Source organism: Streptomyces sp. NPDC059909 (assembly GCF_042730885.1).
Lineage (GTDB): Bacteria > Actinomycetota > Actinomycetes > Streptomycetales > Streptomycetaceae > Streptomyces.
The window spans coordinates 1-18,702 of the sequence record NZ_JBHWKX010000103.1; the positions used below are offsets into that span (position 1 = coordinate 1).

Below are 18,702 nucleotides of genomic sequence, written 5' to 3' on the forward strand. Positions count from 1 at the left end.
GGTGGCCTTCACCTCGACGACGCCGTCGCCGATCTCCAGCAGCGAGACGTCGAAGGTGCCGCCACCGAGGTCGAAGACGAGGATCGTCTGGTCGTTCTCCTTGTCCAGCCCGTACGCGAGCGCGGCGGCCGTCGGCTCGTTGACGATGCGCAGGACGTTCAGGCCCGCGATCTTCCCTGCCTCCTTGGTCGCGGTGCGCTGGGAGTCGTTGAAGTACGCGGGCACCGTGATGACCGCGTCCGTCACGTCCTCACCCAGATAGGCCTCGGCATCCCGCTTCAGCTTCTGCAGGACCCGCGCGGAGATCTCCTGCGCGGTGTAGCGCCTGCCGTCGATGTCGCCGGTCTCCGGGAAACGCCAGTCCGCCTCGTCCATGTGGCGCTTGACCGACCGCGCGGTGCGCTCGACGTTGGTCACGGCCTGCCGCTTGGCGACCTCACCCACCAGCACGTCGCCGCTCTTCGCGAATCCGACCACCGACGGGGTGGTCCTGGCGCCCTCGGTGTTGGTGATGACGGTGGGCTCGCCGGCTTCCAGAACGCTGACGACGGAGTTCGTCGTACCGAGGTCGATTCCCACTGCACGTGCCATGGCTCTCTCCTCAGCCTGCGGGTCCGCTTCTCCAGCAGGTCGCAGTGCTCTCACCTGCTGATAGGCAGCCGACCTCCTTCACAAACTGCATAAAACGTACGGATGCGCGTGTCAAGGTCCACCTCACCAGGGCTTATGCGGTCAGCGGGCGAGTGCCAGGAGCGCCAGCTTGTGCCAGTCCAGCCGGGGCCGGGCACGGGGCACCCCGGGCCGGTGACGGGGTACGCGCACGCGCAGCGCCCCCGGACGGATGGTGCAGTGGACGGGGGTCGGCAGGGTCAGCGCCTCGCCGTCCAGGCCCACGGGGACCTCGGCGGCGTCGGCGTCCACGACGACCTCATGGGCCGTGAGCACGGTGAGTCCAGGCGACCGGTCCCCGCGCAGCAGTGCCGCGGCCTGTGCCGCGCTCGCCACGGAGATGCTCAGCATGCCGAGCGTGCCGGTGTCCATGCGGTCCCTGCGCCCGAGCGCTGCCCGGTCGCCCATGTGGTACGGATTGTTGCTCACCAGCACCGCCTGCGGGGCATCGATCGAGACGTCCGCTGCCCGCGCGGTCAGCCGCGGCCCGGCCCGCTGCGTCAGGACGTCGGGGAACAGATCGAGCGTGGTGCGCAGCTTGTCCGCACGGTACGCGTCGCTCTGCACCACAGCCGCATAGGCGCCGAACGACGCGTTGTTGACGAACACCCGCTCGCCGACGAAGCCGAGGTCGACGCGGAGTTCGACCCCGTCGGTCAGCGCGTCCAGGGATGCCGGGGGGTCGTCACGATCGAGCCCGAGATCCAGGGCGAAGTGGTTCCTGGTCCCCGCGGGCACCACCAGGAACGGGATGCCGTGCTCCGCGGCGACGCCCGCCACCAGCGCCTGCGTACCGTCCCCGCCGGCCACCCCGAGCAGGTCCGCGCCCTCGGCGACGGCCGTGCGCGCGAGGGCCGCCACATCGACTCGCCGGTCCGGATCCAGCAGCGCGACCTTCGCCCCGGCCCTCTCCGCCTTCTCCTTGAGCCCGAACCGCTGCACCTTCCCGCCGCCCGAGCGGGGGTTCATGATGAGGAACGGCCGTACGGGGCGCGGCGCTTCGGTCACCGGCTGGGCCTTCCACCCGCTGTCCGTGGCGAGCGCCGACCACCCGGCACCGGCCGCCACCGCCCCCAGCGCGACGCAGACCACCACCAGCCACAGCAGCCCCGAGGCGATCGTCAGCCAGATCACCGCCACCGGCGCCGCCACCGCAAGCGCGGCGGCACACAGCCGCACCGGGCCCCGCCGTGTCAGCGCCCACCACAGGGCCGCGGCCGTGACGACCGTGCCCGCCAGCAGGATCGCCACAAGACCGATGCTCCTCGGTCCCGCGACCACGACGAGCAGGACCACTGCCGCGACCGCGGCCACGACGGCCAGTCGCGCGGCCCAGCGCTGCGCCCGGGCCGCAGCAGTCCTCCGGTCACCGCCCATGTCCCTGGCACCTCCGGTCGCGTGTCCGCAGCAAAGTCCGTGTCGGCCGTAGAGCCATTGCACAGCCGCTCGCCGGATGTCGCCTCCCCGCGGAAATGCCCCGTCGGCCTGCTCCTCGGTCCGCCGTTGGCGATCACCCGGGACCGCTGGGATGATCGTCCTGTCAGTGGCCCGTACGGAGGTAGCACCGAGTGAAGGGAGCTCCCGCCGGACCGTCGGACACTGACGGCGACCGGACGCAAGGCGTTCGGCCTCCGAAGGAACCGACGTGATCCGACGTGATCCGATGGGAACGGCAGGAGGACCGCGATGGACGGCATTGTCTACCTCGCGTACGACTATCCGGTGCTGGGCGCGTTCTGGACCGTGATGTGGATCTTCCTCTGGGTGATGTGGCTGGTGCTGCTCTTCCGGGTCATCGTGGACATCTTCCGCGACCACCACATGAACGGATGGGCGAAGGCCGGATGGCTGCTCTTCGTGCTGCTGATCCCGTTCCTCGGCGTGCTGGTCTATGTGATCGTGCGCGGCAAGGACATGGGAAAGCGCGAGATCCAGCACGCTCAGGAACAGCAGGAAGCCTTCAACACCTACATCCGGCAGACCGCCAAGGGCGCAGGCCCGGCGGACGACCTGGCCAAGCTCTCCGAGCTCAAGGCCAAGGGCGACCTGAGCGAAGAGGAGTTCCAGCGGGCCAAGGCGAAGCTCCTCGGCTGAGCTGAGCTCCGCCTGCGGCCGAGCCGCTGCAGGAGACACACGGCGTCCCCGGTGCGGGAGCGGTGCCATAGGGTGCCGCTCTGTGAACAGACACATGGCTTTCGACCGGCTGCACAACTTCCGTGACCTGGGCGGATATCGCACCGAGGACGGCCGGCACCTGGTCCGGTGGGGACGGCTCTACCGCTCCGACTCGCTCGCCAAACTCGGCCAGGAGCAGGCCGACCGGGCCCGCTTCGAGGCACTGGGCATCCGAACGGTCATCGACCTCCGCTACCCGTGGGAGATCGAGGCCAAGGGACGCGTCCCCCGCTTCCCCGGGCTCGCCTACCACAACCTGAGCATCGAGCACCGGCCCTACGACCAGGCGGCGTTGGGGCCGGAGGTCGACCCCGGACCGTATCTGGCCGCGCGGTTCATGGAGGTAGCCGAGGACGGCTTCAAGGAGATCCGCCAGGTCCTCGACGTCATCGCCGCGGAGGACCACCAGGCCGGCGAGGCCGGCCCCGTGGTCTTCCACTGCGCGTCGGGCAAGGACCGCACCGGTCTCATCGCCGCCCTCGTACTGTCCCTGATCGGCGTCTCCGAGGACGACATCGTCGCCGACTTCGCCCTCACCGGACTCGCGACCGAACGACTCCTCGACGACTGGCGGGCCGCCAACCCCGGCCGGGAGCCTGTCTGGCCCGGATACGGACGAGCGCCCGCCGAGATCATGAGGCTGTTCCTCGACGCGCTCGCCCAGAAGTACGGTTCCGTACGCGCCTACGCCGCCGGGCAGCTCGGCATCGACGACGCCTTCGTCGCCGCCCTGCGCGCACGGCTGCTGGTACCTGCCGGGGAACCGGAACTGTCCTTCCGGCGCGCGGACGAGAGCGACGTCGACGAGCTCGTACGGCTGCGGGACGAAGCGGCGCGGTGGCAGATCGCGCGGGGCATCGACCAGTGGAAGCCGCGACAGCTCGGCACGGACCACTTCCTGGCGCGCCTGCGGGAGGGCGAGGTCTGGATCGCCACGCTCGGGAGCGGTGCCGGCACGCCCGTCGTCGGAGCCTGGGAGCTGTGGTGGGAGGACCCGGCCGCCTGGGGGCCGCAGCCGCCCGTGGCCGGCTACATCCACCGGCTGATGGTGGACCGGCGCACGGCACCGCCAGGAACGGGACGAAGGCTCCTCGCCGAGGCGGAACGGCGCATCGCGGCGGCGGGCCGCAGCCTGAGCCGGCTCGACTGCCTCACCGGCAACCCGAGGCTGCGGCGCTACTACGAGGACGCGGGGTACGCCGTCGTGGGCGAACTGGCCGCCAAGGACGGCGGGACCGGGGACCCGTACGCGGTCACGCTCTTCGAGAAGCCGGCCCCGGCCGCCGACACGGACTCCGGTCACTGACCCCGTGGGCATGAGAGCGTGTGAGCCCGTGAGCCCGTGACACTCGCGGTCCCGGGCCCCGCCGCCGCGGCACACGAACAGGCCAGCACAACGCGCGAGCGGACCGGCCCCGGGGCTGCAATGAACGCGTGACCGCGAACCGGGTGACCGCGACGACTCCCGACGACTGCCTCGCGCGCAACGACTGGATCTGCGGCGAGTACCTGTCCACCCGCCGCGAGATCCTCCAGGACGCGGTCCTGCAGCACCTTCAGCTGACCCTGACCGCCGTCGCCCTGGCGGTGCTGCTGGCCGTGCCCCTCGCCGTCGGGGCACGCCGCTGGCGCCTGGCGGCAGGGCCCGTCCTCGCGGTGACGACGATTCTCTACACCATCCCATCGCTCGCGATGTTCTCGCTGCTTCTCCCGCTGTACGGGCTGTCCGCGTCGCTCGTCATCGCCGGACTCGTCCTCTACTCGCTCACGCTGCTCGTACGGAACATCCTCGCCGGGCTGCGCGCCGTGCCCGAGGAGACCCGTCAGGCGGCGCGCGGCATGGGGTACGGGCCCGTCCGGCTGCTCCTCACCGTCGAGCTGCCCCTCGCCCTGCCCGCGGCCATGGCCGGGCTCCGGATCGCGACGGTCTCCGCCGTCTCCCTCGTCACGATCGGCGCCATCGTCGGCTTCGGCGGCCTCGGCAACCTCATCTACTCGGGGATGAACACCTACTTCAAGGCACAGGTGCTCACCGCGTCCGTGCTCTGCGTGATCATCGCCGTCGTCGCCGATGTGGCGCTCCTGTGCGTGCAGCGGCTGCTCACCCCCTGGACGCGGCAGGGGAAGCGGAGCGGCCGGGTCGCCGCGTGAACACGCTCGCCCAGACCTGGGACTGGCTCACCAGTTCCGCCAACTGGTCCGGCGACAGCGGGGTCTGGCACCGGCTCGGCCAGCACCTCTATCTCACGGCCGTCTGTCTGGTCATCAGCTGCGCCGTCGCGCTGCCCGTCGCGCTCGTCCTCGGCCACCTCGGCAAGGGCGGCGCGCTCGCCGTGAACATCTCCAACGTCGGCCGCGCCGTGCCCACCTTCGCCGTCCTGGTCCTGCTCCTGCTCAGCCCGATCGGCACCTGGGGCGACTGGCCGACGATCATCGCGCTGGTGCTGTTCGCGGTGCCGCCGCTGCTCACCAACGCCTACGTCGGGATGCGCGGCGTCGACCGGGACGTCGTACGGGCCGCCCGGGGCATGGGCATGACCGGCTCGCAGATGCTGTTCCGGGTGGAGCTCCCGCTCGCGATGCCGCTGATCCTCACCGGTGTGCGGATCGCCGCCGTCCAGCTCGTCGCCACCGCGACGATCGCCGCCCTCGCGGGTGGCGGCGGGCTCGGCCGGATCATCACCGCGGGCTTCAACCTAGCCTCGACCCCGCAGGTCGTCGCGGGCGCCGTTCTCGTCGCCGTCTTCGCGCTGATCGTCGAGGCCGTCTTCGAGATCGTCGAGCGGCTGGCGCCCGCGTGGGGGAGGGGTGCCGGATGAGACAACTCCGCTTCCGTGCACTTGGCTTCCGTGTACTCCGCCTCCATGCCCTCCGCCTCCGTGTACTCCGCTTCCGCACGCTCAGAGCTCTGGTGGCCACCGCGGCGATCACCGTGACGCTCCTCGTCGCCGTGACCGGCTGCGCCACGGGGCCGTCGCTGGAGAACCAGGGGCAGGTGACCGGATCGCCGGGCGACAGCCGGCATCTGACCATCGGTTCCGCCGGATTCACCGAAAGCGACCTGCTCGCCCAGATGTACTCCCTCCTCCTCGAACAGGCCGGCTACCGGACCAGAATCATCTCGGTCACCAACCGCGAGATCTACGAGCCCGCCCTGGAGCGCGGTCAGATCGATGTCGTACCGGAGTACGCGGCGACGTTCGCCGACTGGCTCAACGCCAAGGTCAACGGCCCCCACGCGCCGACCGTCGGCTCGCCCGACCTCGGTGCCACCATGACCGCCCTGCGCTCGCTCGCCGCCCCGCGCGGCCTGACCGTGCTCGCCCCGGGCGGGGCCGTCGACCAGAACGCCTTTGCCGTCACCCGGACCTTCGCCGAGCGGCACGGCCTCAGGACCCTCAGCGACCTGGGGCGCTCCAAGCTGCCCGTACGTCTCGCCGCGGGCGACGAATGCGTCCAGCGGCCGTACTGCGCCCCCGGGCTGAAGAAGACGTACGGCATCGACATCACCGGCATCGACCCCAAGGGCGTCGGCACCACCCAGGCCAAACAGGCGGTGCAGTCGGGCCAGGACCAGATGGTCCTCACCACGACGACGGACGCGACGCTCGACGAGTTCGGGCTCGTGCTGCTCGCCGACGACAAGCATCTGCAGAACGCCGACTACGTCGTCCCCGTCGTCAACCGCTCGCGGGCGGGCAGCGCGGGCGTCACCCGGGTCCTCGACAAGCTGAACTCCGTACTGACCACGGCCGACCTCGCCCGGCTCAACGAGCAGGTGGACAGCTGGCGCAGGCTTCCCGAGGACGTGGCCCGCCAGTATCTGGAGTCCAAGGGGCTGCTGTCGCGCTGATCACGACCCCCGCACGGACAGCCTCACGGTCCCGGCCGACGACGAGCCGGATCGCGCTGGTGGTCAGGTCGGGGTCATGGACCCGGACGTAGTGGTCGCTCCCCGTGGCCAGGAAGTGCGGCGTCTGCGGCGCCAGTCCGACCAGCGTCGGCTGCACCACGGGCCAGGCCCGTTCGAGCCGGTCCAGCAGGCGCTTGCCGGTTCCGGGCGGAGCGGCGAAGGGCTCCGTCTTGCTGAGCACGGCGAGCGGGACCTTCGGCAGAGGCCGTGCCCGTTCGACCGCGTCGGGCGACCGCGCCGGCGCCCCGGCGGTGTGCCGTCGCACCCCGCCAACGGGATCAGCGCCGCCGCGGTCAGCGCGAGGCCGAGGAAGCGACGACGCCTTGGCATCGTCTACGCGTCCGAGACCGAGTCGAACTCCACCTCGTCGCGCGCCACACCCCGCACATCCGCGTCCACCGAACGGCGCAGCGCCTCATGCAGCTTCGCGGGGGTCAGCACCCCGGCGAAGCGGGCGCCGTCCACCACCGCGACCCACCCCGCGTCGTGCTGCAGCATCTCGCTGAAGGCCTGCTTCAGCGGTGACCCGAGCAGCACCCATGCCTCCATCCGGCGGGCCAGATCTCCGACCGTCCCGTGTTCGCCGCCGATCGACAGGGCGTCCGCGGAGACCCAGCCGTGCAGGTCGCCCGCGGCACTGAGCACCACCGCCCAGCGGGCACCCTCGGCTCGCAGCCGGGCGTCCGCCGCCGCGACCGGCTCGTCGAGGCGGGCGACGGGCGGCTGCTCCAGGTCGTCGGCCTCGATCCGGGTGACCGACAGCCGCTTCAGCCCGCGGTCCGAGCCGACGAACTGCGCCACGTAGTCCGTCGCGGGGGCGCCGAGCACGGCCCCCGGCGTGTCGAACTGCTCGATGCGGCCCTGCCCGTACACGGCGATACGGTCGCCCATCCGCACCGCCTCCTCGATGTCGTGGGTGACCAGCAGCACCGTCTTGCGGACCGTCGCCTGGAGGTTGAGGAACTCGTTCTGCAACCGCTCACGCACCACCGGGTCGACCGCGCCGAACGGCTCGTCCATCAGCAGCACCGGGGGATCGGCCGCCAGCGCACGGGCCACGCCGACCCGCTGGCGCTGGCCGCCCGAGAGCTGCGACGGATAGCGCGGGCCGTACGTCTTCGGGTCGAGCCCCACCAGGTCCAGGAGCTCCGCCGCGCGGGCTCGGGCCTTCGGCTTCCTCCAGCCGATGAGGGACGGGACGGTCGCGGTGTTGTCGAGAACCGTCCGGTGGGGGAAGAGGCCCACCTGCTGGATGACGTAACCGATCCGGCGGCGCAGCTCGACCGGATCGACGCCGGAGATGTCCTGGCCGTCGACCAGGATGCGCCCGGACGTCGGCTCGATCAGCCGGTTCACCATCATCATCGTGGTCGTCTTGCCGCAGCCGGACGGGCCGACCAGGGTCACCAGTTCGCCTTCGGCCACCTTGAAGGACAGGCCGTCCACGGCGGTCGTACCGTCCGGGTAGACCTTGCTGACCTCCTCGAACCGGATCATGCGTCCACGCTAGGCGCGGCACGCACGGGCCGCACACGGGCCGGGCCCGGGGGAGGAGACCGGGGAGGACCGGGCAGGAGCAGGGCGCGGTCCGGTCAGTGGGCTGAACGCCGTCTCTTGTCATGACCCTTGCGAGGGTTCGTGGGGGCTGCTATCCAATCGGTTAGGAAGGTTTCCTTTCAATCCCCCACACCCCTGGAGTCCCCATGAGCATGAGACCGGCACGCTCCCCGTTACGCCACCTCGGCGGTGCCGCCACCGTCGTCGCCGCCCTGCTCCTCGGCCTCACCACGGCACCGGCGGCCCCCGCCGCCCCCGGTGCAAGGACCGCCGTCGAGAGCAACGGACAGCTCAAGGTCTGCGGCACCAAGCTCTGCAACCGGCACGGCAGGCCTATCCAACTGCGCGGCATGTCCACCCACGGCCTGCAGTGGTACGGCCGGTGCGTGACCTCCGGCTCGCTGAACGTCCTGGCCACCGACTGGAACGCGGACGTGCTGCGCATCTCCATGTACGTCCAGGAGGGCGGCTACGAGACCGACCCGCACAGGTTCACCGACATGGTCCACTCGATCATCGAGCAGGCCACCGCACGCGGCATGTACGCGATCGTCGACTGGCACATGCTCGACCCCGGCGACCCGACGTACAACCTGAACCGTGCCAGGACGTTCTTCACCGAGATCGCCCAGCGCCACGGCACCAAGAACAACCTGCTGTACGAGATCGCCAACGAGCCCAGCGGGGTGAGCTGGTCCACGATCAAGAGCTACGCCGAACAGCTCATCCCGGTCATCCGCCGGCAGGACCCGGACGCCCCGGTGCTGGTCGGCACCCGCGCCTGGTCCTCGCTCGGCGTTTCCGAGGGCGCCGACGAGTCCGAGGTCGTCCGCAACCCGGTGGACGCCTCCAACATCATGTACACCTTCCACTTCTACGCCTACTCTCACCGGGACGAGTACCTGAACACCCTCTCCCGGGCCGCCGACAAGCTGCCCGTGTTCGTCACCGAGTTCGGCACCCAGAACTACGCCGGTGAGGGCGGCAACGACTTCACCATGTCCCAGCGTTACCTCGACCTGATGGCGAGCAAGAAGATCAGCTGGGTCAACTGGAACTACTCCGACGACCACCGCACCGGCGCCGTCTTCAAGGGCGGCATCTGCGACAACAACGGTCCCTGGACCGGCACCGGGCCCCTGAAGCCCGCCGGCGTCTGGGTCCGTGACCGCATCAGGAGCCCGGACGACTTCCCGGCCGGCTGATCCGCCTCGGCAGGACCCCCCGCCCGCCCATGTGATGCACTGGGCGGGCGGGGGCGTACCACAGCACAGGCACACAGAGCAGGAGCACCATTGACCAGCTACCGGCAGCCGGGCCTCGTCCTCACGGACCGCCACTTCACGGTCCCGCTCGACCATGCCGACCCGGCAGGGGAACAGATCCGGCTGTACGGCCGCGAGGTCGTGTCGAGCGCGCGGGCCGGGGCCGAGCTGCCGTGGCTGGTCTATCTCGAAGGCGGGCCCGGCTTCGGCGCGCGGCGCTTCCCCGGCAAGCAGGCCTGGCTCGGCCGGGCGGTCCAGGAGTTCCGGGTCCTGCTGCTCGACCAGCGCGGCACCGGCCTGTCCACCCCCGCCAACCGGCAGACACTGCCGCTGCGCGGCGGCCCGAAGGAGCAGGCGGACCATCTCGCGCACTTCCGCGCCGACAGCATCGTCCGCGACTGCGAGGCCGTCCGGCGCCAGCTCACCGGTGGGGCCCGGTGGACCGTACTCGGCCAGAGCTTCGGCGGCTTCTGCGCCACGCACTATCTCTCGACCGCCCCGGAGGGCCTGCGGACCGTCCTCATCACCGGCGGCCTGCCGTCGCTCGACGCCCGGGCCGAGGACGTGTACCGCGCCGCATACCCCCGCGTCCAGCGCAAGGTCGAGGCCCACTACGCCCGCTACCCGCAGGACGTCGAGCGGGCACGGCGCATCGCCGGGTATCTCGCCGAGCACCGGCCCGTGCTCCCCGGCGGATATGTGCTCACGCCCGAGGCGTTCCAATCGCTGGGCATTCAGCTCGGCACCGGGGACGGCAGCCACCAGCTGCACTATCTGCTGGAGAACGCCTTCGTCACCGCCGCGGGCGGAGACGAGCTCTCCGACACCTTCCAGGAAGGCGTGCTCGCCGCCCTCTCCTACGCCGCGCATCCGCTGTACGCCGTCCTCCACGAGGCGATCTACGCCCAGGGGGAGGCGCCCACGGCCTGGGCGGCCGAACGCGTCCGCGCGGAGTTCCCGCAGTTCGACGCGGCGACGACCCTGGCCGGGGACGAACCGCTGCTCTTCACGGGCGAGTCCGTCCACCCCTGGCACTTCGAGGCCGACCCCGCTCTGCGCCCTCTGCGCGACACCGCGGAGCTGCTTGCCGCCCGCACCGAATGGCCCCCGCTCTACGACGCGGAGCGGCTCGCGGCCAACGAGGTCCCGGTCGCGGCGGCGATCTACCACGACGACATGTACGTCGACACGGCCCACTCGCTCGCGACCGCCCGGACCATCCGAGGACTGCGCACCTGGGTCACCGACGAGTACGAGCACGACGGCGTCCGCGTCTCCGGGGCCAGGGTCCTGGACCGGCTGCTCGCCCTCGTGCGCGACGAGGTCTGAGGCGAGGTCGTGGGCCTGTCCGCAGGGATACGCTGCGGACATGACCGAACCTCAGCCCGAATCTCAGCTCGAACTCCAGCTCGCAGCGATGCCGGACGACTGGGAGCGCGCCCTCGCCGTGGTCGCCCACCCCGACGACCTCGAGTACGGCTGCGCCGCGGCCGTCGCGGGCTGGACGGACGGCGGCAGGGAGGTCGCGTATCTGCTCGCGAGCCGCGGAGAGGCCGGTATCGACACGCTCGAGCCGGCCGTCTGCGGACCGTTGCGGGAGCGGGAGCAGCGGGCGAGCGCGGACGTCGTCGGGGTGTCCACGGTGGAGTTCCTCGAGCACAAAGACGGCGTCATCGAGTACGGCATCGCGCTGCGCCGGGACATCGCAGCGGCGATCCGCAGGCACCGCCCCGAACTGGTCGTCACCCTCAACCACCGGGACACCTGGGGCCCGGCGGTCGGCGGGGCCTGGAACACGCCGGACCACCGCGCCGTCGGCCGCGCCACCCTGGACGCGGTCGCCGACGCGGGCAACCGGTGGATCTTCCCCGAACTCCGCACCGAGCAGGGCCTGGAGCCGTGGGGCGGGGTGCGCTGGGTGGCGATCGCGGCCTCCGGCACGCCCACGCACGCGGTGGACGCGACCCCGGGACTCGAACGTTCCGTCCACTCCCTGCTGGAGCATCGCACCTACATCGAGGCGCTCACCGACAAGCAACCCGAGGAGTACTGCCGGGACTTCCTGTACGGCAACGCGCGGGCGGCGGCCCCGCGTTTCGGCGGGCGGCCCGCCGTCACCTTCGAGCTCTTCAGCTTCCAGCAGTTCTGACGTACCGTCAGGAACATGTGCGGGGGCGGGCGATGATCGACACACTGGACCGGGAGATCGCCGAGGGCGAGGAGCGGATACGGCTCGACGTCCAGGACGACGGCATCGGCGTACTCACCCTCTGCCGGCCGGAGAAGCTCAACGGGTGGAGCTGGGAGTCCAGCCGCCAGCTCGGTCTGATGGCCGACCGGATCCGCTTCGACGAGCGCATCGGGGTTGCCCTGCTGCGCGCCGAGGGCCGTGCGTTCTGCGCCGGGATCGACGTCACCGCGCCGGGCGGCGCCATCACCGGCCGGTCGGCGGCGGAGCGCACCCAGAACTACTACGAGGGCATCCGCTGGGTCCACGAACGCTTCGCCGCCTTCGCCCGGCTGCCCCAGCCGGTGGTCGCCGCCGTCCACGGCTACTGCCTGGGCTTCGGCTTCGAGCTGGCCCTGATGGCCGATATCCGGATCGCCGCGGACGACGCGGTCTTCGCCCTGCCCGAGGCGCAGCTCGGCGTCGCCGTCGACGCGGGCGGCGATCTGCGCATCGCGCGCGACGCGGGCGCGGGCTGGGCCAAGTACCTCGCGCTCACGGGCGGGCGCATCGACGCACCGACCGCGCACCGGCTCGGCATCCTCCAACTCGTCACCGCCCGGGAGGAGCTGGAGCGGGAGGCCCGGGCCATCGCCGCCGCGATCGCCGCGAACGCCCCGCTGGCCGTCCGCGCGATCAAGCGGAACATCGACCTGTACGCCGACGCGGGCCTCGCCGAGACCCTCGACCGCACCGCCCTGAGCGCGGCCCTCACCCTTACCTCCGACGACGCCCGCGAGGGCTACGCGGCCAAGGCGGCCCGCCGGCCCCCGCACTTCGAGGGCGGGTAGCCGCTCCTGCCGCGCGGCGGCCGGCACATGCGGCGCCTCGGAGCACCGGTGGACCGGTCCCTGACCGGCTTGCCGGCCGTAGGCTCGTGCTGCCCGGCCTACGGTTCGAACCGTCCCCGGCCCAGCTGCTCCCGAACCGTCAGCACCGGCCCGTTGACCAGAGTGCGGCGCTGCCAGTTCGCCCCGTCCACCACGAGCGTGTGGCCGGTGATGAACCGGGCGTACGGAGAGGCCAGGAACGTCGCCGCCCAGCCGAGTTCGCGCGGCAGGCCCACCCGCAGCGCGGGCTGGCGCACGTCCTTGTCGTGCGCGGTGTCGAGGCCCGCACGGATGTCCGGCGTCATGTCCTCGTGCGGGATCAGCCCCGGCACCAGCCCGTTGACCTGGATCCCGTACGGTCCCCACTCCACCGCGAGGGTCTCGACGAGGCTCTTCACCCCGGCCTTCGCCGCCGCCGAGTGGGCGAAGCCGGGTCCGCCCGTCCATGCGTACGAGGCGCCGACATTGATCACCGATCCCGGTGCTCCGGCCGCAAGGCGGCGCCGGGCGAACTCCCGTGTCATGAACCAGGTGCCGGTGAGCGTGATGTCGACGACGGCCCGCCAGGCGTTCGGGGACAACTCCTCCGCCGGGGCGGGAAAGTTCGCGGCCGCGTTGTTCACCAGCACGTCCGGCGGCCCGCAGGCCACCTCCGCCGTGTCGAACGCCTCGGCCACCTGCTCCGGCTCGCGGATGTCGCAGACCGCCACCGCCACCCGCCCGCCCAGGCCGGCCAGTTCCTTGCGGGCGGCCTCCAGGCGGTCGCGCTTCCGCGACACGATCACCAGATCGGCCCCGAGCCGAGCGAACTCCGCCGCGATCGCCCTGCCGAGCCCCGACCCTCCGCCGGTCACGAGGACCACCCGGCCCCCGTACGTACCCGGCGGCAGCGCGCTCGCGCCGAGCGGGGGAGGGGCGGACAGGCCCGGCAGCGGGTCGTCGTGTCCACTCTCGTCCGTCATGCCGCATCGATAGCCGCTGCGGGCCGAAACCTCCATGCTCATGCGCGAGATGCCCGTGCGCGAGATGGCGCGCACAGGGGTGGCGGTAGGGTCGTCGGCGTGAACCGCGCCCGGGCCACCGGCCCCTTCGCCTTCCGGTAGGTACTCCAGGACCGTCCTGGGGTGGCCACGGAGGCAGACGTGTCCCGCACCGCCCATCACATCCCCAGCAGCCACGACGACCTCGGGCGCACCTGGGAGGAGCGCCACCGCTCGCGGGCGTTCCGTGCGCTCACGCTTCACTCCCTGCGCTACGACCGGCGCGAGGAGCGGCCCGCCGACGCCGAGGGCCGGCGGGCCCGGCCGCGGCTCGTACGGACCGGCTTCGCGATCTACGGCTACGACCGCGCGTATCGGGGTGCGCACACCGGTTTCGCCGCCAACCGGGCCGAGCGCAGTGCCCGTCGATCCGTACGCCGGCGCTGTGACGAGATCCGGCGTACGCACCGTGCGGGCGGCGACGCCGACCTCGATGTCCCGCCCCCACCCGGCACCGGCACGGCGCCCTCTGGTGAGCCGATGACGCGCCGGTCGCGTAGTGGCCGGATTGACAATCCGCCTTGCTGTTTCTGCAATGGACTCCATGACGGAGAACCACAACCCCACCCACAAACACAGCGAGAGCAGCAGCGACGACGGGCGCCTCGAAGACGTGCTCAGCGAGGTGGGCCCGCGGCTGCGCCGCATCCGGCGCGAGCGCGGGGCCACGCTCAGCGCTCTCTCCGAGTCCACCGGGATCTCTGTGAGCACCCTCTCGCGGCTGGAGTCCGGTGGCCGCAGGCCCAGCCTGGAACTGCTGCTGCCCATCGCCCGCGCCCACGGGGTGCCGCTGGACGAGCTGGTCGGCGCCCCGCCCGTCGGCGACCCCCGGGTCCGCGTGAAGCCGATCGTGCGGTACGGGCGGACCATGTTCCCCCTGACCCGCAGGCCGGGCGGACTCCAGGCGTACAAGGTGGTGCAGCAGCCGGGGAGCCAGACGCCCGAACCGCGCACACACGAGGGCTACGAGTGGCTGTACGTGCTCTCCGGGCGGCTGCGCCTGGTTCTCGGCGAGCACGACGTGGTGCTGGGCGCGGGTGAGGCGGCGGAGTTCGACACCCGGGTGCCGCACTGGTTCGGGTCCACGGAGGACGGGCCGGTCGAGTTTCTGAGCCTGTTCGGGCCGCAGGGCGAGCGGATGCATGTGAGGGCGCGGCCGAAGAGCGGCTGAGAAGCTGTTCCCAGAGAGGCAAGCGACCGCTTAGTATGCGGGTCGAGCAGTCGAGCAGTGGTACGTCCGACAACCGCGGAGGCCCCGAAATGCAGGCATGGCGAGTGCACCGGAACGGCGAGCCGAGCGAGGTGATGCGCCTGGAAGCGACCGATCGCCCGGAGCCGGGCGAGGGGCAGCTCCTGCTGAAGGTGCGCGCCGCGAACATCAACTTTCCGGACGCGCTGCTCTGCCGAGGCCACTACCAGGTGACACCGCCGCTGCCGTTCACCCCGGGCGTGGAGGTCTGCGGCGAGACCGAGGACGGCCGGCGGGTCATCGCCACGGCCGCCCTGCCGCACGGCGGCCTCGCCGAGTACACCGTCGCGGACGCCGCCGCCGTACTCCCCGCGCCGGAGGCACTGGACGACGCGGAGGCCGCGGCCCTGCACATCGGCTACCAGACCGGCTGGTTCGGCCTGCACCGCAGGGCACACCTCCAGGAGGGCGAGACCCTCCTCGTCCACGCCGCGGCGGGCGGTGTCGGCAGCGCGGCCGTACAGCTCGGCAAGGCGGCGGGCGCCAGGGTGATCGGCGTCGTCGGCGGGCCCGAGAAGGCCGCCGTCGCCCGCGAGCTGGGGTGCGACGTCGTCATCGACCGGCGCAGCGACGACATCGTCGCCGCCGTCAAGGAAGCCACCGGCGGGCGCGGGGCGGACGTCATCTACGACCCCGTGGGCGGCGACGCCTACGCCAAGTCCGCCAAGTGCGTGGCCTTCGAGGGCCGCATCCTCGTGGTCGGCTTCGCGAGCGGCACCATCCCCAGCCCGGCGCTCAACCACGCGCTCGTCAAGAACTACTCGATCGTCGGGCTGCACTGGGGTCTCTACAACGCCAAGGACCCGCGGTCCATCCTGCGCTGCCACGAGACCCTGACCGAATACGCCGCCAAGGGTCTCATCAAGCCCCTCATCAGCGAGCGGGTCGCCTTCGCCGACGCTGCCGGCGCCGTGCAGCGCGTCGCGGACGGCACCACGACCGGCCGCCTCGTCGTCGTCCCGGAAGGAGCCCCCTCATGACCGACGCCGCCGAACTGCGCGAGCGCACGCGCGCCCTGCTCGCCGCACACCCGCCCGCCGGGACCGACCGCACCGAGTTCCTCAAGGCCCGCTTCGACGCCGGACTCGCCTGGGTGCACTACCCCGTCGGGCTCGGCGGACTCGACGCCCCCCGCTCCCTCCAGGCCGTCGTCGACGCCGAACTGGAGGCCGCAGGCGCTCCCGACAACGATCCCCGCCGCATCGGCATCGGCCTCGGCATGGCCGCACCCACGATCCTCGCGTACGGCACCGAGGACCAGAAGCGGCGCTTCCTGCGGCCCCTGTGGGTCGGTGAGGAGGTGTGGTGCCAGCTGTTCAGCGAGCCGGGCGCCGGCTCCGACCTGGCCGCGCTCGGCACCCGCGCCGTCCGGGAAGGGGACGACGGCGACTGGGTCGTGGACGGCCAGAAGGTGTGGACGTCCAGCGCGCACCTCGCCCGCTGGGCCATCCTCATCGCCCGCACCGACCCCGAAGCGCCGAAGCACCGCGGCATCACCTACTTCATCTGCGACATGACCGATCCCGGGGTCGACGTCAGGCCGCTGCGCCAGATCACCGGCGAGGCCGAGTTCAACGAGGTCTTCCTCACCGGCGTCCGCATCCCCGACGCCCACCGCCTCGGCCCCGTCGGGGACGGCTGGAAGGTCGCCCAGACCACCCTCATGAACGAGCGCGTCTCGATCGGCGGCATGCGCATCCCGCGCGAGGGCGGAATGATCGGCCCCGTCTCGCGCACCTGGCGCGAGCGTCCCGAGCTGCGCACCCACGACCTCCACCAGCGCCTGCTCACCCTGTGGGTGGAGGCCGAGGTCGCCCGGCTCACCGGCGAACGGCTGCGCCAGCAGCTTGTCGCGGGCCAGCCCGGACCCGAGGGCTCCGGGATGAAGCTCGCGTTCGCCCGCCTCAACCAGGAGATCAGCGGACTGGAGGTGGAACTCCGCGGCGAGGAAGGCCTGCTGTACGACGACTGGACCATGCGCCGCCCCGAGCTCGTCGACTTCACCGGCCGCGACGCCGGCTACCGCTATCTGCGCTCCAAGGGCAACTCCATCGAGGGCGGCACGAGCGAAGTGCTCCTCAACATCGTCGCCGAGCGCGTACTCGGCCTGCCCCCCGAGCCGCGCAACGACAAGGACGTCGCCTGGAAGGACCTGACGCGATGAGCACCCAGCCGGACCTCCTCTACTCCGAGACCGAGGACGACCTGCGCGCCGCCGTGCGCTCGCTCCTCACCGACCGGTCGGATGCGCCGGCCGCGCTCGCACGCGCCGAGGCGGGCGACCCGTACGACGCGGGGCTGTGGACGTCGCTCGCCGCCGACATGGGCGCGGCGGGCCTGCTCGTACCCGAGAAGCTCGGCGGCCAGGGCGCCACGCACCGGGAGACCGCGGTCGTACTGGAGGAACTGGGACGGGCGATCGTCCCTGCGCCGTACCTCACCAGCTCCGTCATCGCCACCGAGACGCTCCTCGCCCTCGACAGCACGTCCGACGAGGTCACCGAGCTGCTCACCGGCCTCGCCACCGGCCGTACGGTCGCGGTGCTCGCGGTCCCGCTCTCCACCGCCCCGGGCGCCGACCTCCCCGAAGGGGCCACCGTGACCGGTGTCCCGGACGCGGCGATCGCCGACGTGCTGCTGGTGCCGAGGCCCGACGGGCTGTACGGCGTCGAGCGCGGCGACGCCTCGGTCGTACCGCAGACCGCGTTCGACCTGACCCGCCCGCTCGCCACCGTCACCGTCGGGGAGACGGCCGGTACCCGGCTCGCGGAGGCCGGCACGGCACGGGCCGCCGTACGCCGGGGTCTGCTCGCGGGCGCCGGCCTGCTCGCGTCCGAGCAACTCGGCGTCGCGGAGTGGTGCCTCGAGGAGACCGTCCGGTACACGCGAGAGCGCCACCAGTTCAACCGGCCCGTCGGCTCCTTCCAGGCGCTCAAGCACCGGATGGCGCAGCTGTGGCTGGAGGTCGTGAACGCGCGCGCAGCCGCCCGCAACGCCGCTGACGCGCTCGCCACCGCAAGCGCCGAGGCCCCGCTCGCGGTGGCCGTCGCCCAGGCCTACTGCTCCAGGGTCGCCGTGCACGCCGCGGAGGAGTGCGTCCAGATGCACGCCGGCATCGGCATGACCTGGGAACACCCGGCACACCTCTATCTGAAGCGCGCCAAGGCGGACGAGATCGCCCTCGGCACGCCCGGCCGGCACAAGGAGGCGCTGGCGGAGCTGGTCTCGCTGCCCGCGCCCCGGTGAACCGGAAGCGGTAAGGAGGGGGCGCGCTCCACTCCTCATGGCCGCCGCGGTGCCGACCGGAATCAAGGTCGGCGCCGCGGCGGCCCGCTTGCTTCCCCCGCGGCGGAGTGCCTCCGCTCCTCAGCTCCGCGTCTCGCTGATGTTGACCATCCAGGGGATGCCGAACCGGTCCGTACACATGCCGAACACATCGCCCCACATCTGCTTCTCCAGCGGGACCGAGACGGTGGCGCCTGCGGACAGCTTGTCCCAGTAGCCGCGGAGTTCCGCCTCGTCGTCATCCGCTGAGGCTCACGGCGAAGTTGTTGCCCGGGGTGTGCTCCATCCCCGGCGGGGTGTCAGCGCCCACGAGGGTGAAGCCGCTGGGGGTCTCCAGCATCCCGTGCATGATCTTGTCGGCGTCCGGGGTGTCCTGCTGGCCGAATTGGCCGAACGTGTTCAGCATGATCTAGCGAGGAACCCCGGCTCTTTAGAGCCGGGAGGAATCGCTTCTCTGGATTGTTGTGACCCGCGCGTGAGCACGGGTCTGCA

At 71.8% G+C, this 18,702-nt stretch carries 17 protein-coding genes and 1 pseudogene; 13 read left to right on the forward strand and 5 right to left on the reverse strand.

The features are described 5' to 3' along the window. Together ACFV9O_RS36155 and ACFV9O_RS36160 are read right to left on the reverse strand one after the other, a co-directional pair. The coding region (locus tag ACFV9O_RS36155) for an Hsp70 family protein (protein ID WP_385426088.1) at positions 1-591 on the reverse strand (591 nt) is incomplete at its 3' end. 141 nt (positions 592-732) lie between these two features. Then, on the reverse strand, positions 733-2,046 hold the full coding sequence (locus tag ACFV9O_RS36160; RefSeq protein WP_385426091.1) for a diacylglycerol/lipid kinase family protein: 1,314 nt from the start codon (positions 2,044-2,046) through the stop codon (positions 733-735). 309 nt (positions 2,047-2,355) lie between these two features. Here ACFV9O_RS36160 and ACFV9O_RS36165 point away from each other — a divergent pair, with 309 nt between their 5' ends. From ACFV9O_RS36165 to ACFV9O_RS36185, 5 genes are all read left to right on the forward strand, one after another. Then, a complete protein-coding gene (locus tag ACFV9O_RS36165) occupies positions 2,356-2,763 on the forward strand; it encodes an SHOCT domain-containing protein (protein WP_385426093.1) in 408 nt (135 codons plus the stop codon). 82 nt (positions 2,764-2,845) lie between these two features. Continuing rightward, a complete protein-coding gene (locus ACFV9O_RS36170) occupies positions 2,846-4,150 on the forward strand; it encodes a GNAT family N-acetyltransferase (RefSeq protein WP_385426096.1) in 1,305 nt (434 codons plus the stop codon). A 128-nt stretch (positions 4,151-4,278) separates the two neighbouring features. Further along, positions 4,279-4,995 (forward strand): ABC transporter permease, encoded by a 717-nt coding sequence (locus ACFV9O_RS36175; protein ID WP_385426099.1) that lies wholly within the window; start codon positions 4,279-4,281, stop codon positions 4,993-4,995. Then, positions 4,992-5,663: an ABC transporter permease gene (locus ACFV9O_RS36180; RefSeq protein ID WP_385426102.1), complete on the forward strand. Its 672-nt coding sequence runs from the start codon at positions 4,992-4,994 to the stop codon at positions 5,661-5,663. Before ACFV9O_RS36175 ends, ACFV9O_RS36180 begins: the two co-directional genes overlap by 4 nt. A 92-nt stretch (positions 5,664-5,755) precedes the next feature. Then, positions 5,756-6,697, forward strand: coding sequence for an ABC transporter substrate-binding protein (locus ACFV9O_RS36185; protein WP_385426104.1), 942 nt, complete (start codon positions 5,756-5,758; stop codon positions 6,695-6,697). Between the two features lie 393 nt (positions 6,698-7,090). On the opposite strand, the gene ACFV9O_RS36190 is transcribed toward ACFV9O_RS36185, so the two are convergent. Next, entirely contained in the window at positions 7,091-8,254 is a 1,164-nt protein-coding gene (locus ACFV9O_RS36190; protein ID WP_385426107.1) for an ABC transporter ATP-binding protein, read from the reverse strand. 212 nt (positions 8,255-8,466) lie between these two features. On the opposite strand from ACFV9O_RS36190, the gene ACFV9O_RS36195 reads away from it, so the two are divergent. The 4 genes from ACFV9O_RS36195 (at position 8,467) to ACFV9O_RS36210 (ending at position 12,597) form a co-directional block, all read left to right on the forward strand. Beyond that, complete coding sequence (locus ACFV9O_RS36195; RefSeq protein WP_385426132.1) at positions 8,467-9,519, forward strand: glycoside hydrolase family 5 protein; 1,053 nt, start codon at positions 8,467-8,469, stop codon at positions 9,517-9,519. Between the two features lie 90 nt (positions 9,520-9,609). Then, positions 9,610-10,908 carry an alpha/beta fold hydrolase gene (locus ACFV9O_RS36200; protein ID WP_385426110.1) on the forward strand — a complete coding sequence of 433 codons (1,299 nt, stop codon included), beginning with the start codon at positions 9,610-9,612 and terminating at the stop codon, positions 10,906-10,908. Between the two features lie 40 nt (positions 10,909-10,948). Further along, on the forward strand, positions 10,949-11,728 hold the full coding sequence (locus tag ACFV9O_RS36205) for a PIG-L deacetylase family protein (protein WP_385426112.1): 780 nt from the start codon (positions 10,949-10,951) through the stop codon (positions 11,726-11,728). A gap of 32 nt (positions 11,729-11,760) precedes the next feature. Further along, positions 11,761-12,597 (forward strand): enoyl-CoA hydratase/isomerase family protein, encoded by an 837-nt coding sequence (locus ACFV9O_RS36210; protein ID WP_385426115.1) that lies wholly within the window; start codon positions 11,761-11,763, stop codon positions 12,595-12,597. A gap of 98 nt (positions 12,598-12,695) precedes the next feature. Here the strand turns inward: ACFV9O_RS36210 and ACFV9O_RS36215 are convergent, their stop codons facing one another. Continuing rightward, complete coding sequence (locus ACFV9O_RS36215; protein ID WP_385426117.1) at positions 12,696-13,598, reverse strand: SDR family oxidoreductase; 903 nt, start codon at positions 13,596-13,598, stop codon at positions 12,696-12,698. 622 nt (positions 13,599-14,220) lie between these two features. Here ACFV9O_RS36215 and ACFV9O_RS36220 point away from each other — a divergent pair. The 4 genes from ACFV9O_RS36220 to ACFV9O_RS36235 all read left to right on the forward strand — a co-directional run bounded on the left by ACFV9O_RS36220 (position 14,221) and on the right by ACFV9O_RS36235 (position 18,171). Beyond that, positions 14,221-14,847 carry a helix-turn-helix domain-containing protein gene (locus ACFV9O_RS36220; protein ID WP_385426120.1) on the forward strand — a complete coding sequence of 209 codons (627 nt, stop codon included), beginning with the start codon at positions 14,221-14,223 and terminating at the stop codon, positions 14,845-14,847. 89 nt (positions 14,848-14,936) lie between these two features. Beyond that, complete coding sequence (locus ACFV9O_RS36225; RefSeq protein WP_385426123.1) at positions 14,937-15,905, forward strand: NADPH:quinone oxidoreductase family protein; 969 nt, start codon at positions 14,937-14,939, stop codon at positions 15,903-15,905. Beyond that, positions 15,902-17,089: an acyl-CoA dehydrogenase family protein gene (locus ACFV9O_RS36230; RefSeq protein WP_385426126.1), complete on the forward strand. Its 1,188-nt coding sequence runs from the start codon at positions 15,902-15,904 to the stop codon at positions 17,087-17,089. The genes ACFV9O_RS36225 and ACFV9O_RS36230 overlap by 4 nt, the downstream gene beginning before the upstream one ends. Further along, complete coding sequence (locus tag ACFV9O_RS36235; protein WP_385426129.1) at positions 17,086-18,171, forward strand: acyl-CoA dehydrogenase family protein; 1,086 nt, start codon at positions 17,086-17,088, stop codon at positions 18,169-18,171. The genes ACFV9O_RS36230 and ACFV9O_RS36235 overlap by 4 nt, the downstream gene beginning before the upstream one ends. Positions 18,172-18,291: 120 nt before the next feature. Here ACFV9O_RS36235 and ACFV9O_RS36240 read toward each other — a convergent pair. Next, positions 18,292-18,619, reverse strand: a pseudogene (locus ACFV9O_RS36240) (VOC family protein); the annotation flags it as partial. Positions 18,620-18,702: the final 83 nt, after the last annotated feature.